The organism is Polynucleobacter sp. AP-Jannik-300A-C4, from assembly GCF_018688335.1.
Classification (GTDB): domain Bacteria; phylum Pseudomonadota; class Gammaproteobacteria; order Burkholderiales; family Burkholderiaceae; genus Polynucleobacter.
Genome location: NZ_CP061316.1, coordinates 1,854,750 through 1,869,599 on the forward strand (window position 1 = coordinate 1,854,750; position 14,850 = coordinate 1,869,599).

Here is a 14,850-nt window from a genome sequence, read left to right on the forward strand (position 1 = left end):
CATCCCCACCCCTTTAATAGGCTCAAAATGATTCATAACTTGCCAAGACATTTATTGGCACTTCTCTTTCTGGTGTCTGCAGCGCAATTGGTTCAGGCTGCGCCAACAGCATCACCCAACTGTAGCCCTCTTTTGTCCCACAGTTTTCCGAGATTGCAGGATGAAGCGCCTCAAAGCCTATGCCAATATCAGGGAAAAGTCATTTTGGTCGTCAATACAGCGAGCTTTTGCGGTTTTACAAGTCAATATGAGGATCTAGAGAAGGTATATGCTAAATACAAAGATCGTGGCTTAGTTGTATTAGGATTTCCATCAAATGATTTTGGGCAACAAGAACCAGGTAGCAATAAAGACATTGCTGACTTCTGCAAAAATACCTATGACGTAAAGTTCCCTATGTTTGCTAAGAGCTCGGTCAGTGGCAGCAAGCCCAATCCTTTATTTAAGATGCTCATTGCTAAAACTGGTACAACCCCCAAATGGAATTTTTATAAATATCTTATTGATCGCAATGGTAATGTAGTGGATTCATATGGCAGCTTGACTAAACCAACGAGCAGCAGCATTACTAGTGAGATAGAGAAACTTCTTGGAGAGAAAATTTAGTGGGTAAGAAAAAAGTTGCCATCATAGGCGCCGGTATTTCTGGTTTGGGATGCGCATATGCATTAAGACAGCACCCAGACTTAGATCTCACTGTATTCGAAGGCGGCAATCATATTGGTGGTCATAGCAATACAGTAGATCTCACAATAGAAACTTCTGAAGGTAAGCTGACTCACGGGGTAGATACTGGTTTTTTGGTATTTAATCGTAAAACCTATCCCCGCTTAGTTCGTCTATTTGAGGAAATTCAAGTTCCAATTGCTCCATCAGAAATGTCTTTTTCTGTCTCGATTGATGCCGGCGAAAAAATAGGACGCAACAAAAAGATTGAATGGGCCGGCAACGACATCAATTCTTTTTTTGGGCAAAGAAGAAATTTATTCTCATTGTCATTCTGGAGAATGGCTTATGACATCCTACGCTTCAATCGTCTCGCCACTCGACTCGCAGAAGAACAAATCACTGCTAAGCTTGAATACTCAGAGCCAGATGAGCGTATTAAAGATTTTTTAGATCGCAACCGCTTTAGCACTAGTTTTAGGGAAAATTATTTCTTGCCAATGATTGGTGCTATTTGGTCATGCTCAGTTGAGCAGATGCTGGAATTTCCAATTCAGACCATGGTTCGCTTCTGTCACAACCATGGCCTTTTGCAAATTCAAAATCGTCCGCAATGGCTTACTGTTAAAGGAGGTTCGCGAGAATACGTGAAGCTTTTAGTCGCAGCACTGGAGAAACATCAAGTCCAGTTTGTGCGCGAATCCGTTTCCCGTGTCAACGCCTGTCAGTCAAAAAATTCTCAGGTCGAAGTCATTACCCCTTCAGGATCGCACTGGTTTGATGAAGTGGTTATGGCTTGTCATAGCGATCAGACTTTAGAGTTAGTCCATGGTATTGACCAAGATGCTCGGAATATTTTGGCCTCTGTACCTTATCAAAAGAATCGTGCAATTTTGCATACAGACCGGAATTTTTTACCGGCCACTGAGCGCTGCTGGGCAGCTTGGAACTACACTGCAAAATCTGGTGCGACACCAACTGCGCAACAACATGTCAGCGTCAATTATTTAATCAACCGCTTACAACCTCTGCCTTCAGCATTCGATGATACGCAGATTATTGTGAGTCTAAACCCGCTAACTGATCCCAACCCATCTCTAGTCCATGAAGAAATTCATTACTCGCATCCAGTATTTGATATGCGCGCGGTCCAGGCACAAAAAGAGCTACCCTTAATTCAGGGTAATTCCTCGATTTGGTATTGCGGCGCATGGACTGGGTTTGGCTTTCATGAAGACGGTTTACGTTCAGGTGAATTAGTGGCAATGGATCTAATGGAAAAAATTGCTCATCGCGCCCTGCCCAATTCCATTAAAGATGCTCAGTAAATGAATTTGCCAACGATTAATTTTGGCACGGTAAAGCATCGGCGTTTTCGTCCTGCTAAAAATGCGTTTGGCTATGGTGTATTTACTTTATCTATTCCAATGCGTGCACGCAGGAGCGATCCGCAACTACTCAGCAAGCATGGTCTCAAAGACAATCAGTTCGGACTTTTTTCATTCTTCGATCAAGATCATGGAATAGGGAATGTAGATAGCCTGTCATGGATTGAAACAATTCTTGAGCAGCACCACATTCAGCATATTGATGGCGAGATTTGGTTGCAAACCTTCCCGCGAGTACTAGGCTATGTCTTCAATCCTGTCAGCTTTTGGATCTGCACTCAAGCCAATGGACAAGTTCAGGCTGTATTGGCTGAAGTGAATAATACTTTTGGCGAACGACACTGCTACTTACTTCACCATGACTCTGGTGCAGCACTGAAATCTGGAGAGACTTTGGTGAGCAAGAAAGTGTTTCACGTATCACCTTTCTGCGATGTTCGCGGGGAATACCACTTCCGTTTCTTATTTTCACAGGACAGTCGCTCCAAGAGAAATATCGTTTGTCGAATTGAGCTCCATGAGGATTGGAGTCCATTGATCAATACCAGTATCAGTGGCCTAGCTCAACCCCTGAGTAAAAGCGCACTTTACCTTGCCTTTCTACGCTACCCGCTAATGAGTCTTGGTGTGATTGGCCGCATTCATTGGCAAGCATTGAAATTATGGCTAAAGGGTGTACCCTTTCATTCAAAACCCAAACCACCAGAACTTGAAATTACCCGATGAATCGCCCCGGTCAATCACTACTGTCTCGCCTCACCTTCTCCCGTCCGGATAGGCCGAAATCAAAGCAACAGCAATATCGCGCAAGCACACACACCCTTTTAGGTCTCTTAGCGCAATTGCGAAGTGGGCATTTGGTTCTGACACTGCCAAATAAAGAAATAAGGGAATTTGGAAATAAGTCAGATCAACTACATGCAGAGATTCAGGTTTTAGATTGGTCTGTATTTAAACAAGTGCTATCCCATGGCGATATTGGCTTTGCCGAGAGTTATATTCGAGGTGAATGGAATACACCTGATCTCAAGGCTGTTCTAGAGCTAGCTATTCGGAACCGCACCATTCTAGAAAAAGCAATCTATGGAAGTTGGTTGGGCTCCATAGCGTATCGCCTGAGACATTGGTTTAGAGACAACTCCAAATCTGGAAGTCGTAAAAATATCCATGCTCACTATGATCTAGGTAATGCCTTCTATAGCCTCTGGCTAGACCCCACTATGAGCTATTCAAGTGCATGGTTCTCAGAAGGTGATAAGCAATCACTGATGGATGCGCAGCGCGCAAAAATCAAACACATATTAGATTCCATCCATGCTAAACCAGGCGACCGACTACTAGAGATCGGCTGTGGTTGGGGTGGATTTATGGAAGAAGCCTTACGCAATGGCAATCAAGTTACCGGTCTCACTTTGTCAGCAGAGCAAAAATCCTTTGCTGACTCTAGACTTCAAAAGGTAGTTACAGAGACAGGGAATGCACAGCAATTCGAGGTGCGCCTACAAGACTATAGAGACTGTACTGAACGATTTGATGGGATCGCCTCCGTTGAAATGTTTGAAGCGGTCGGCGAAAACCATTGGGATGAATATTTTCAAGTAGTTGCAAAGCGACTCAAAGCAGGGGGTCGAGCCTGCATCCAAACTATCGTCATAGCAGAAGACTTATTTGATCGCTATCGACACAGCACCGACTTTATTCAGCAATATGTTTTCCCAGGCGGCATGCTGCCCTCACCAAGTAAATTCAAGGCTGCTGCTGCCAGCGCAGGCTTAGAGGTTGAAGCTGAGTTTGCATTTGGTTCTGACTACGCTAAAACCTTATGCCTATGGCGTGATAGCTTTAACCAGAAGATTGAAGAAATCTATCGCCTTGGATTTGATGAGGCTTTTATTCGACTGTGGAATTTCTATCTCATGTATTGCGCTGCTGGATTCTTCGAAAAGAATATTGATGTTGTGCAATACACCCTCAAACACCAAGATGCTATTCACTCAAGCGATGCCCTGTGCCCATGAAACAAAAAGGAATTAATTCATTTGTAAATCAACGTATTTGGATCATCGGTGCTTCCAGCGGAATTGGTGAAGCCTGCACTCAAGCCTTCATCAAGGCTGGCGCAAAAGTCGCCCTCTCTAGTCGTCGTACTGAACGCCTCAATGCCCTTGCTAAATCAGCGCAGTCGGAACAAGCATTGGTGCTCCCTCTTGATGTCACCAAGCAAGAACAGATCCTATCTTCCTACCAGAAAATTCTAGGGGCTTGGGGCGGTCTAGACCTACTACTATTTGTTTCGGGTGTATATACCCCCTTACGCGCTGACAATTTTGATTTTGAGATTGCACAGAAGACTATCGATGCTAATCTGCTAGGGCCTATGCGGGCAGTGAGCATTGTTTTGCCCAATATGCTCAAAGAGCATGCCGGTCATATTGCTATCGTGGGCAGTGTCGCGGGATACAGTGGATTACCAAAAGCCCTTGCATATGGGCCGAGTAAAGCAGGGATTATTAATTTCTGTGAAACCTTGTATTACGACTTACTTCCCCAAGGAGTGAGCGTACACATGATCTCACCAGGATTTGTCGCAACTGAAGCAACTGCACAGAATGATTTTGAAATGCCAGCACTCATTACCGCTGACGAGGCTGCAAAAGAAATTCTCACTGGACTACAGGCTGGAGAGTTTGATATTCACTTCCCTAAGCGGTTTTCAGGATTCCTAAAATTCCTCAGAATCCTGCCTTACCCACTCTATTTTTGGATCGTACGACGCTTCGTCAAAATCTAAGGCTTTAGATTACTTGTACTTGTCCTTACGGATTTTTTGCTCCAAGAAATCCATCACTACAATCGCCTTAGCTTTAGTCCCGGCAATGGATGGCGATGTCACATAACGACCCTGCATCACAATAGTTGGCACGCCATCTATACGATAAGCATCAGCCATCTGTCTTGCAGCGCGGGCTTTAGATACAACAGCAAATGAACGGTACGTAGCCAAGAAAGTATTGCGATCAATACCTTGAGAGGCGACCCAATCCGCAATCTCGTTTTCCGTCATGAGTCGCTTATTTTCTTTGTGCATGGCGTACATGACTTTGTCATTCATCACCTCTCCTTTGCCCATAGCTTCTAAGGCATAGAACAACTGGCTATGTGGCATGAAGTCATCACGAAAGGCAACGGGTACTTTACGAAAAGTAACATCTTTAGGTTGGCGCTTAAGCCAGGTGTTGAGCTCTGGCTCAAAGTCATAGCAATGCGGGCAACCGTACCAAAAAAACTCAATCACCTCAACCTTACCCTTGGACTCAACTGGCTGAGGGGTAGGAAGAATGCGATAGTCAAAGCCTTCTTCAATCTTAGGGCTTTGCGCACTAACAAAGCCTGAGAATGAAACTGCCAAGCCCAGAATGGTGGCGGATAAAAAAATTCTTTTAGATTTGGATAATGTAATCATGATTTACCAGATTTAATAACATTTGGTTTAATGCCCATGCTATTTAACTTATCACGCACGGGGTTACTTTCTTCAATACTGTTATACGGACCCACACGAACACGCCACAGTGTATTGCCCTCACTTGTAATCTCACTTAATTGAGACTGAATACCCTGGATAGCTAAACTGGCTTTTTGAGCATCCGCATCAGCGCGCTTGTTAAATGCGCCAACTTGTAAAAAATAAATTGCATCCGATTTTGCGACAGGGGTTGGAACCACTTCAGCCGGCTTCTTACCGCTTGCTAAATCAGCAATTGGGTCCGAAGCATCGGAAGCTGGTGCGGCAGACTTACCTTGTAAAGGTTTGTTTAAATCTAAAGCCTCTGCTGGGGCAGCTGCTTCACCTTCCGCTGGTGCCGGTCCTGATTTAATAGTTAAGGGAAGGTTGGGAGCTCTGACGCCAGGACGCTCTTGGGGGGTGTTTTTTGAGAGATAAAAAGCAATCACAAAAGCAACGCCTAGGCCAACACCAAGCCCTAAGATAAAACCAAGGATAGTGCCGCCATACTCTGAACTCGAAGACTGTGTCTTTAGATCAAAGCTGTCGTTGTGATTGTTATTTTTCATCGAGTCCCCATCCTTCTTTTTACCTCTTAAGCTCTAACGAGTGTTAAAGCTTACATCTTAGCGGGTGCTGATACACCCAATACTTTTAATCCATTTTCAAGCACTTGGCGAGTTGCCGAAAGTAATGCGAGACGAGCTAATTTCAATGCAGGGTCATCCACCAAAACGCGGTCTGCGTTATAGAAGGTATGGAAATCTCCCGCCAAATCACGCAAGTAGAAAGCCAAAGCATGTGGAGCTAAATCTGCAGCTGCATCAGTGAGCATTTCTGGATATTCAGCTAGACGACGTAAGAGATGATCTGAGGCCTTGCTTTGCAACAAGGAAAGGTCTGCGCCCTTGAGGTCAGAGACTTGTCCACCCCATTGAGTCAAGATTGAGCAAATACGAGCATGGGCATATTGCACATAAAACACGGGGTTCTCATCATTTTGCTGCAATGCTAAATCAACATCAAATACAAACTCCGTATCCGCTTTACGAGAAATAAGGAAGAAACGTACTGCATCACGTCCCCGCTGAAGCGCAAGCTCACGCTCATCGCCAGCCATCTCTGGTGTAACACCACCGGACCACTCAACCAAGTCACGCACAGTCACATAAGAACCTGCACGCTTAGAAATCTTGACTTCCTCGCCATGGCGCATCACTGTCACCATCTTGTGAAGCACATACTCTGGATAGGTTTTCGGAATCTCCCAACCGCGCTTCTGAGCCACACCCTGCAAGCCTGAGCGCACTCGCGCAATCGTGCCATGGTGATCGCTGCCTTGAACATTAATCACTTTTTCAAAGCCACGATTCCATTTGCTGGTGTGATAGGCAACGTCCGGCACAAAGTAGGTGAAGCTCCCATCAGACTTTTTCATGACGCGATCTTTATCATCGCCATCGTCTGTTGTCCTAAGCCATAGTGCGCCCTCAGACTCATAGGTCTTACCAATACTCTGTAGCTCGTCGACAATTTTTGCAACACTACCATCGGTATACAAAGAAGACTCTAGGTAATAGCAATCAAACTTCACACCAAATGTTTTTAAGTCGATATCTTGCTCATTGCGCAAATATGCCACGGCAAACTGACGCATGGCTTCAAGATCATCTTTATATTCAGATGAAGCCTTAAAAGCAGTAGCAATCTCCGCAATATATTCACCGTTATAAGCACTTTCTGGCCAAGCCGCATCACCTGGTTTAAGTCCATTCAAGCGAGCCTGGACTGAGAGCGCTAAATTCGCAATCTGAACCCCAGCATCGTTGTAATAAAACTCGCGATGCACCTGAATACCCTGAGTTGCCAATAAGTTTGCCAGCGCATCTCCTAACGCAGCTTGACGACCATGACCAACGTGAAGCGGGCCAGTAGGATTGGCCGACACAAACTCAATCATGGCCCTGGAAACCGGAGCAGCTTCTGGAGCTAGCTGACCAAACTGGGATCCCGCCGTGAGAACCTCGTTCACCACCGCAGTTTTAGCGGCGTTACTCAATCGAAAGTTAATAAACCCAGGGCCCGCGATTTCACAAGAAGCAATGAGATCACCATAGCCGGGTTGCTGCTCTAAACGTTCAACCAGTGCTTGCGCTAATTCCCTGGGATTGAGCTTCCAAGCCTTGGAAAGCTGGAGGGCAATATTACATGCAACATCGCCATGGTCTACTGCCTTAGGGCGTTCTAGGCGGGGCGCCGGGGCGTCACCCAAACCACGCTCCTGAGCCAAACCCAGCAGGGCTGCACTCAGCATTTCAATTAAACGATTTTTATTAGTTAACAACATAGATAAGTGAGTTTATCAGGTGGTAAGCTATCGAAATGATCTATCAATTTCGCTCCAAAGCGGGTCCTGACGTCATCATGCTGGCTGATCTGACCCAGCGAATCTTTGAGATTTTGGGCCGCCCATTAGAGCCTAGAGGTATTTTGACGTTAGAGCAACTACCAGCCCTCATCATGGCCTTAGAAACGGCCATCCTCAAAGATTTGGAAGATCGGGCTAAAAGCAATATGTCTGATCAAGAAAATACAGAAAAACCGAAGCTTGCCGATAGGCTTGGGCAGCGTGCCTATCCCTTTCTGGAGCTGATGAAGCAGTCTAAGGCGAAGGATGAACCGGTAATGTGGGGCGTTTAAAGCCCTGCACCTCACTCAGATAAAGCAGACTTAGTCGATTGAACTGGCCAGTTGGCGGCGGATGTCTTCAACAGACTCATTACGACGCTTAGCAAGATCTTCAATTTGATCAGCTGATAGCTTGCCCACGTTGAAATAACGTGCATCTGGATGTGCCAGATAAAAACCACTGACACTAGATGCCGGATTCATAGCCATTGATTCAGTCAATGTCATACCAATATCTTCTGAGCCAATCACTCGCAATAAGTCTTTTTTAACTTCATGCGCAGGACAGGCTGGGTAACCTGGCGCTGGACGGATGCCGCGGTATTCCTCATTGATCATTTGATCATTTGTCAAAATCTCATCGGTCGCATATCCCCACAGATCAGTACGAACGCGGTGGTGCATTAACTCTGCAAATGCCTCTGCTAGACGATCGGCTAAGGATTGCAACATGATTGCGCTGTAGTCATCATGCTTAGCATGAAACTCAGCCACTTTTTTCTCAACACCGTGCCCAGTCGTAACAGCAAAGCAGCCGAGGTAATCAGCCACATTGGAATCTTTTGGCGCCACATAATCTGCCAAGCAACGATTAGGTCGGCGAACGCCGTCGACTACAGGCCGCTCAGACTGCTGGCGTAAGTTATGCCAAACAAATAATGGATGCTCGCGAGATTCATCGCTGTACAAGACAATGTCATCACCTATCGTGTTTGCTGGATAGAACGCAACTACAGCATCAGCCTGCAACCACTGACCTTTGATTAATTTATCAAGAAGCGCCTGGCCATCTTCAAATACCTTACGAGCCTCTACGCCAACGATTTCATCGTCCAAGATGGCTGGAAACTTACCAGCCAAGTCCCAAGTCTGGAAGAACGGTGTCCAGTCAATATATTTAGCAATATCGTTTAAAGAGAAATTCTTGAAAACGCGACGCCCAATAAATTTAGGCTTCTCGGGCACATAGCTAGACCAATCAATTAATTCACGATTCTTACGCGCTGCTTCTAATGAAATCGTTGGGGATGCTTTTTTATTAGCATGCTGCTCACGAATACGCACGTAGTCATCGCGCAGATCTTGAATAAATTTCTTAGCACTTTCGTCCGATAGCAAGCTTGATGCCACCGATACAGAACGAGATGCATCTGGCACATAAACCACTGGTCCATCATAGTGTGGCGCAATCTTCACCGCAGTATGAACGCGTGAAGTTGTCGCACCACCAATCATCAATGGAATTTGACGCTCACGGAAATAGTCGTCACGCTGCATCTCTTGAGCAACGTAAGTCATCTCTTCTAAAGATGGGGTAATCAAACCAGAAAGACCAACGATATCTGCTTTTTCTTCTTTCGCGCGCTTCAGAATTTCTGCACAAGGCACCATGACACCCATATTCGCAACTTCAAAGTTATTACATTGCAGCACTACCGTCACAATGTTTTTACCAATGTCATGCACGTCGCCTTTAACAGTTGCCATCACAATCTTGCCTTTGGCTTTGGCTTCGCCACCAGAGGCAATATGCAAGCGTTTTTCTTCCTCAATATAGGGAATCAAAATAGCCACTGCTTGCTTCATCACACGCGCACTCTTAACCACTTGAGGCAAGAACATCTTGCCGGCACCAAACAAATCGCCGACGACATTCATTCCATCCATCAAAGGGCCTTCAATGACCTCAATTGGACGGCCACCTGCACCCATAATTTGGGCACGCAGCTCTTCAGTATCTTCTTCAATAAAGGTAGTGATGCCATGCACCAAAGCATGGGTTAAACGCTCACGTACTGGGGCTTCACGCCATACCAAGTTCTCAACTTGCTTCGCGCCACCGCCCTTAAATTGATCAGCAATATCCAGCAAACGCTCCGTTGGAGTCTTACCGTCTTTTTCTTTAAAACGATTGAGCACCACATCTTCAACGCGCTCACGCAATTCAGAATCTAAGTCTGCGTAAACGCCAAGCTGGCCTGCATTGACGATACCCATGTCCATACCCGCCTGAATAGCGTGATACAGGAACACAGTATGAATGGCTTCACGCACACGATCATTACCGCGGAACGAGAAGCTAACATTAGAGACGCCACCACTGACCTTCGCGCCTGGCAAATTTTCCTTGATCCAGCGGGTCGCATTGATGAAATCTACTGCATAGTTGTCATGCTCTTCAATACCAGTCGCAATGGCAAAGATATTCGGATCAAAAATAATATCTTCCGCAGGAAAACCAATCTCGTTAACAAGAATTTGATAGCAGCGTTGGCAAATTTCTGTTTTGCGCTTAAAAGTATCTGCCTGACCCACTTCATCAAAAGCCATTACTACAGATGCTGCGCCATAACGACGAATCAAGCGTGCTTGTTTTCTGAAAGACTCTTCACCCTCTTTGAGTGAGATCGAGTTAACAATCGGCTTACCTTGAATGCATTTCAGGCCAGCTTCGATCACGCTCCACTTGGAGGAGTCAATCATGATCGGTACACGAGCAATATCTGGTTCTGAGGCGATCAAATTCAAGAAGCGCGTCATCGCTGCCTCTGAATCCAACATCGCCTCATCCATATTGATGTCAATCACTTGGGCACCATTCTCAACTTGCTGTCTTGCAACTACTAAGGCTTCATCAAATTGATTATTCAAAATCATGCGTGCAAATGCTTTAGAGCCCGTAACGTTAGTGCGCTCACCAATATTTACAAAACCAACTTCTGGCGTGACATTGAAAGGCTCTAGGCCTGAAAGCTTCATCGCCGGCATTACCTTCACAGCCTTAGTCATGCTGACACCTCCGCGCTCTCACGGTAGAAGGCACGTGGCTTGCGCTTAGCAACCGCATTAGCAATTGCACGAATATGATCTGGCGTCGTTCCACAGCAACCGCCTACGAGATTGACTAAGCCATCTTTTGCAAAGCCATCAACTAGGCTAGAGGTAATTTCTGGGGTCTCATCAAAACCTGTATCACTCATTGGATTGGGGAGGCCGGCATTGGGATAGCAAGATACAGCAGCATCACAAATACGAGCAAGCTCAGCAATATAAGGACGCATGAGCGCTGCACCTAAGGCGCAGTTCAAACCAAAGGTCAAGGGCTTGATGTGACGCAGACTATTCCAGAAGGCTTCAACTGTTTGTCCAGACAAAATACGACCAGAAGCATCAGTCACTGTTCCCGAAATCATCACCGGCAAACGCTCGCCAGTCTCTTCAAAAAATTCATCCAATGCAAACAAAGCAGCTTTTGCATTCAGTGTGTCAAAAATTGTTTCGACTAAAAATAAATCAACGCCACCCTCAAAGAGGCCTTCAATCTGTTCGCGATAAGAAGCCCGCAATGCATCAAATGTCACATTACGTGCACCTGGATCGTTTACATCTGGAGAAATGCTTGCCGTCTTTGGGGTAGGTCCAATTGCTCCAGCTGCAAAACGTGGCTTATCTGGCGTAGAGTATTTTTCACATGCCGCACGCGCTAATTGGGCAGAGATCACATTCATCTCTCGTGCCAAGCCCGCCATCTTGTAATCCTCTTGCGCGACAGAAGTGGCGCCAAAAGTATTGGTCTCAATAATGTCTGCGCCTGCATCTAAATACTGCTCATGAATCTTGCTGATGATCTGGGGCTGAGTCAGAACTAAGAGTTCGTTATTACCCTTGATATCGCCCGGATGAGCCTCAAAGCGCTGGTTAGCTGGCAATCCACGGTAATCTGCCTCATTGAGCTTGTATTGCTGAATCATGGTGCCCATAGCGCCATCCAAAATCAGGATGCGCTGCTTCAGTAGCTCGGGAAGTGCCTGGCCACGGGTGTAGGGCTGGGATAAACCATTAGATTGCATTGCTTAACCGGGATTAATCTCTAGAATCTCTTATTGTATTGGCAATAAGCCACTTTTATCTGACCTGGAGCACACCCTATGTTTGGCACTATCCCTGAATTCAATCAAAGCCTTGAAATGATGAAAACCATGTGGGGACAAGCAGCTGGTGGGCAGACGCCAGGACAATTCCCCTTCACTACAGACGCCTCTAAGGCTGCCGGGGGGTTTGGCTCAGCATTTCCAGGGCTAGATACCGATGAGCTAGAAAAACGCATCAAGGATCTTAAAAGTGTTGAAAACTGGTTGAACCTGAATCTCAACATCTTGAAGTCCACTATTCAGGGTCTAGAGGTTCAACATGCCACCATGATGGCCCTCAAATCATTCGGGGATGCTGTTTCAGCAACTGCAGCTGCCGCTACGGGTGGAGCCACTGAAGACTCAGGAACAAAGGCTGCTAAACCACGCAAAACCGCAACACGCCGTCGTCGCAAAGCTGGCGACTCAACTTTCCTCGACGAAGTAGGTAATTCAGATGAGCAATAGCCTCACCCATGGCAAATGTCATTTGGTGAATATCTAGTTCGCGCCTAAATAAAACCGGCACGATCTCCCGAGCAGTTGCCGGTTTTTTACATGCTCCAAGCGTTTCTGCCAAACGATCATCGTGATGAGCTTTTAACTGATCAATTCGCGGCTTCATTCCCGTAAATGGTTTGCCATGAGATGGCAGCACAAGAGTGCTGTCTGGCAATGGCAGATATCGATCTAAAGAACTGAGATACAAGCCTAAAGGATCCGCATCCGGATCAGCATCGTAGACGCTGACATTCGTAGAGATTCGTGGCAGCAACATATCTCCAGAGATTAATACGCCTAGGTCTTTACAAAATAGTGAGGCATGCTCAGGCGCATGACCAAAACCCATAATGACTTGCCACTCATGTCCACCAATCAAAATCATTTCACCGTCAATGATGCGACGATATTGCCGCGGCACACCTGGAACCATATTGCTGTAATAGTTTGATCGAGCCCGAATTTTTTCTAAATCTTCTGGGGCAACTAATCCATGCTTCTGAAAATGATCTGCAGACCCACCGCCACCAGCACGTGCACCAACTGCAGCACCACCCTCTTTATGACTTAACCATTGCGCAGTTAAATAATCCGTCATTGAAATCCAAAGCGGTGCATTCCATTTTTCACATAGCCATTGAGAGAGTCCAACGTGGTCTGGATGCATATGGGTCACGATGACTCTCAGTACAGGCAAGCCTTCTAGCTGGGTGGCAAAGATCTCATCCCAAGCTGCTTTCGTCTCATCATTCGCAATACCGCAATCCACGATGGTCCAGCCCTGAACACCCTCAAACTCATCGCGCAGTAGCCAAAGATTGATGTGATCCAAAGCAAACGGTAGACGCATCCGCAACCAACGCACGCCAGGCGCTACCTCCATTGAACTACCCACTTCCGGCAAAGTATCGGCTAAGGGATAATGAATAGAACTAAGATCGCTGGATTGGTTTTTGGTATTCATCTATTTCTATTCTAGGTTTACTTTGACAACAGTTCCATCGCCTTGTATCAACTGGTGCGACATCAATCCTGAAAATGGTTTTTGTCGTGGTTGCTATCGCACACTTTCTGAAATTGCCGATTGGTCTGAACTCTCTAATCCTGAAAAGCTTGAGGTCTGGGCACTACTGGAAACACGCAAACCTCAAGCACCACAATAAATATTACTAATTAGCAATTGCTTATTTATTTACATCTACGATTAATCTACCGCGCACATTTCCGGCCATCAGTTCTGCAGCATATTTAATGGAGTCCTCCAAACTAATTTCATGGGAGATCTCCTCTAAAGTTTTGAGATCGACCAACTTACTCAATTGCTCATAGGCAGCCATGCGTTTAGCTTTTGGCACGGTCACGCTATTGATGCCATACAGAGTCACCCCACGCAAAATAAATGGTGCAACAGTCGATGGAAAATCCATTCCCTGCGCAAGGCCGCAGGCGGCAACCGCACCATCGCTCTTGGTTTGTGCACAGGCATTTGCCAAGGTATGACTACCAACGCTATCTACCACTGCCGCCCAACGCTCTTTAGCCAATGGTTTGCCAGGGGCTGACAGTGCAGCACGATCAATGACCTCACTTGCACCTAATTTCTTCAGATAATCAGCCTCGGACAAGCGACCTGTACTAGCAACAACCGTAAATCCTAATTTGCTCAGAAGAGTAATGGCGAAGCTGCCAACTCCACCCGCGGCGCCAGTTACTAATACTTCACCATCACTTGGTTTCAATCCATGCTTTTGTAATGCCATCACACACAGCATTGCGGTATAGCCAGCAGTGCCAATAGCCAGAGCCTGCTTAGCAGTAAACCCTTTTGGCAAGGGAATAAGCCACTCTGACTTCACTCGTGCTTGCTGAGCCAATCCACCCCAATGACCTTCACCAACGCCCCAACCATTGAGCAACACCATATCCCCAGCCTTAAATTCTGGGCTAGCGCTCTCTAACACCTCGCCTGCAAAATCAATCCCCGGAACCATGGGAAAGCTACGCACCACTGGACCTTTCCCAGTAATCGCTAAACCATCCTTGTAATTTAAAGTGGAATAGAGCACCTTCACTCTGACATCCCCCTCTGGCAAACTAAGCTCATCAACCTGAGTCAGCTCAGCCCGATAGCCGCGATCATCCTTATTTACCAAAATTGCGTTAAACATGTCTCTTCCTTTTAAATGCGCTG

The 14,850-nt window shown here is 46.1% G+C and carries 15 protein-coding genes; 8 read left to right on the forward strand and 7 right to left on the reverse strand.

Annotation, left to right across the window (positions count from 1 at the left end; all coding sequences use genetic code 11):
* Positions 1-27 precede the first annotated feature (27 nt).
* The 5 genes from FD975_RS09670 to FD975_RS09690 are packed head-to-tail and all read left to right on the forward strand — an operon-like array spanning position 28 to position 4,845.
* Entirely contained in the window at positions 28-606 is a 579-nt protein-coding gene (locus FD975_RS09670; RefSeq protein WP_215302178.1) for a glutathione peroxidase, read from the forward strand.
* A complete protein-coding gene (locus tag FD975_RS09675) occupies positions 606-1,994 on the forward strand; it encodes an NAD(P)/FAD-dependent oxidoreductase (protein ID WP_215302179.1) in 1,389 nt (462 codons plus the stop codon). Before FD975_RS09670 ends, FD975_RS09675 begins: the two co-directional genes overlap by 1 nt.
* Positions 1,995-2,780, forward strand: a complete 786-nt coding sequence (locus tag FD975_RS09680) for a DUF1365 domain-containing protein (protein WP_215302180.1) — start codon at positions 1,995-1,997, stop codon at positions 2,778-2,780. It abuts the gene before it with no gap.
* Positions 2,777-4,072: a cyclopropane-fatty-acyl-phospholipid synthase family protein gene (locus FD975_RS09685; RefSeq protein WP_215302181.1), complete on the forward strand. Its 1,296-nt coding sequence runs from the start codon at positions 2,777-2,779 to the stop codon at positions 4,070-4,072. The genes FD975_RS09680 and FD975_RS09685 overlap by 4 nt, the downstream gene beginning before the upstream one ends.
* Positions 4,069-4,845, forward strand: coding sequence for an SDR family oxidoreductase (locus FD975_RS09690; protein WP_215302183.1), 777 nt, complete (start codon positions 4,069-4,071; stop codon positions 4,843-4,845). Before FD975_RS09685 ends, FD975_RS09690 begins: the two co-directional genes overlap by 4 nt.
* A 9-nt stretch (positions 4,846-4,854) precedes the next feature.
* On the opposite strand, the gene FD975_RS09695 is transcribed toward FD975_RS09690, so the two are convergent.
* The 3 genes from FD975_RS09695 to argS are packed head-to-tail and all read right to left on the reverse strand — an operon-like array spanning position 4,855 to position 7,906.
* Positions 4,855-5,517 (reverse strand): thiol:disulfide interchange protein DsbA/DsbL, encoded by a 663-nt coding sequence (locus FD975_RS09695; RefSeq protein WP_215302184.1) that lies wholly within the window; start codon positions 5,515-5,517, stop codon positions 4,855-4,857.
* Positions 5,514-6,128: an SPOR domain-containing protein gene (locus tag FD975_RS09700; protein WP_215302185.1), complete on the reverse strand. Its 615-nt coding sequence runs from the start codon at positions 6,126-6,128 to the stop codon at positions 5,514-5,516. The genes FD975_RS09695 and FD975_RS09700 overlap by 4 nt, the downstream gene beginning before the upstream one ends.
* Before the next feature lie 50 nt (positions 6,129-6,178).
* On the reverse strand, positions 6,179-7,906 hold the full coding sequence (gene argS / locus FD975_RS09705; RefSeq protein WP_215302186.1) for an arginine--tRNA ligase: 1,728 nt from the start codon (positions 7,904-7,906) through the stop codon (positions 6,179-6,181).
* 35 nt (positions 7,907-7,941) lie between these two features.
* Here argS and FD975_RS09710 point away from each other — a divergent pair, with 35 nt between their 5' ends.
* Positions 7,942-8,259 (forward strand): DUF1840 domain-containing protein, encoded by a 318-nt coding sequence (locus tag FD975_RS09710; RefSeq protein ID WP_215302187.1) that lies wholly within the window; start codon positions 7,942-7,944, stop codon positions 8,257-8,259.
* Between the two features lie 30 nt (positions 8,260-8,289).
* Here the strand turns inward: FD975_RS09710 and metH are convergent, their stop codons facing one another.
* Both metH and FD975_RS09720 read right to left on the reverse strand, forming a co-directional pair.
* Positions 8,290-11,037 (reverse strand): methionine synthase, encoded by a 2,748-nt coding sequence (gene metH, locus FD975_RS09715; RefSeq protein ID WP_215302189.1) that lies wholly within the window; start codon positions 11,035-11,037, stop codon positions 8,290-8,292.
* On the reverse strand, positions 11,034-12,098 hold the full coding sequence (locus FD975_RS09720) for a homocysteine S-methyltransferase family protein (protein ID WP_215302190.1): 1,065 nt from the start codon (positions 12,096-12,098) through the stop codon (positions 11,034-11,036). Before FD975_RS09720 ends, metH begins: the two co-directional genes overlap by 4 nt.
* A gap of 78 nt (positions 12,099-12,176) precedes the next feature.
* On the opposite strand from FD975_RS09720, the gene FD975_RS09725 reads away from it, so the two are divergent.
* Positions 12,177-12,626, forward strand: coding sequence for a PhaM family polyhydroxyalkanoate granule multifunctional regulatory protein (locus tag FD975_RS09725; protein WP_215302191.1), 450 nt, complete (start codon positions 12,177-12,179; stop codon positions 12,624-12,626).
* Here FD975_RS09725 and FD975_RS09730 read toward each other — a convergent pair.
* Positions 12,538-13,623 (reverse strand): MBL fold metallo-hydrolase, encoded by a 1,086-nt coding sequence (locus tag FD975_RS09730; protein ID WP_215302192.1) that lies wholly within the window; start codon positions 13,621-13,623, stop codon positions 12,538-12,540. The genes FD975_RS09725 and FD975_RS09730 overlap by 89 nt on opposite strands.
* Positions 13,624-13,645: 22 nt before the next feature.
* On the opposite strand from FD975_RS09730, the gene FD975_RS09735 reads away from it, so the two are divergent.
* The gene (locus FD975_RS09735) at positions 13,646-13,822 is read left to right on the forward strand and encodes a DUF1289 domain-containing protein (protein WP_215302193.1); all 177 of its coding nucleotides are present in this window, start codon (positions 13,646-13,648) and stop codon (positions 13,820-13,822) included.
* Positions 13,823-13,843: 21 nt separating this feature from the next.
* Here FD975_RS09735 and FD975_RS09740 read toward each other — a convergent pair whose 3' ends face one another.
* Positions 13,844-14,827: an MDR family oxidoreductase gene (locus FD975_RS09740; protein ID WP_215302194.1), complete on the reverse strand. Its 984-nt coding sequence runs from the start codon at positions 14,825-14,827 to the stop codon at positions 13,844-13,846.
* Positions 14,828-14,850 lie beyond the last annotated feature (23 nt).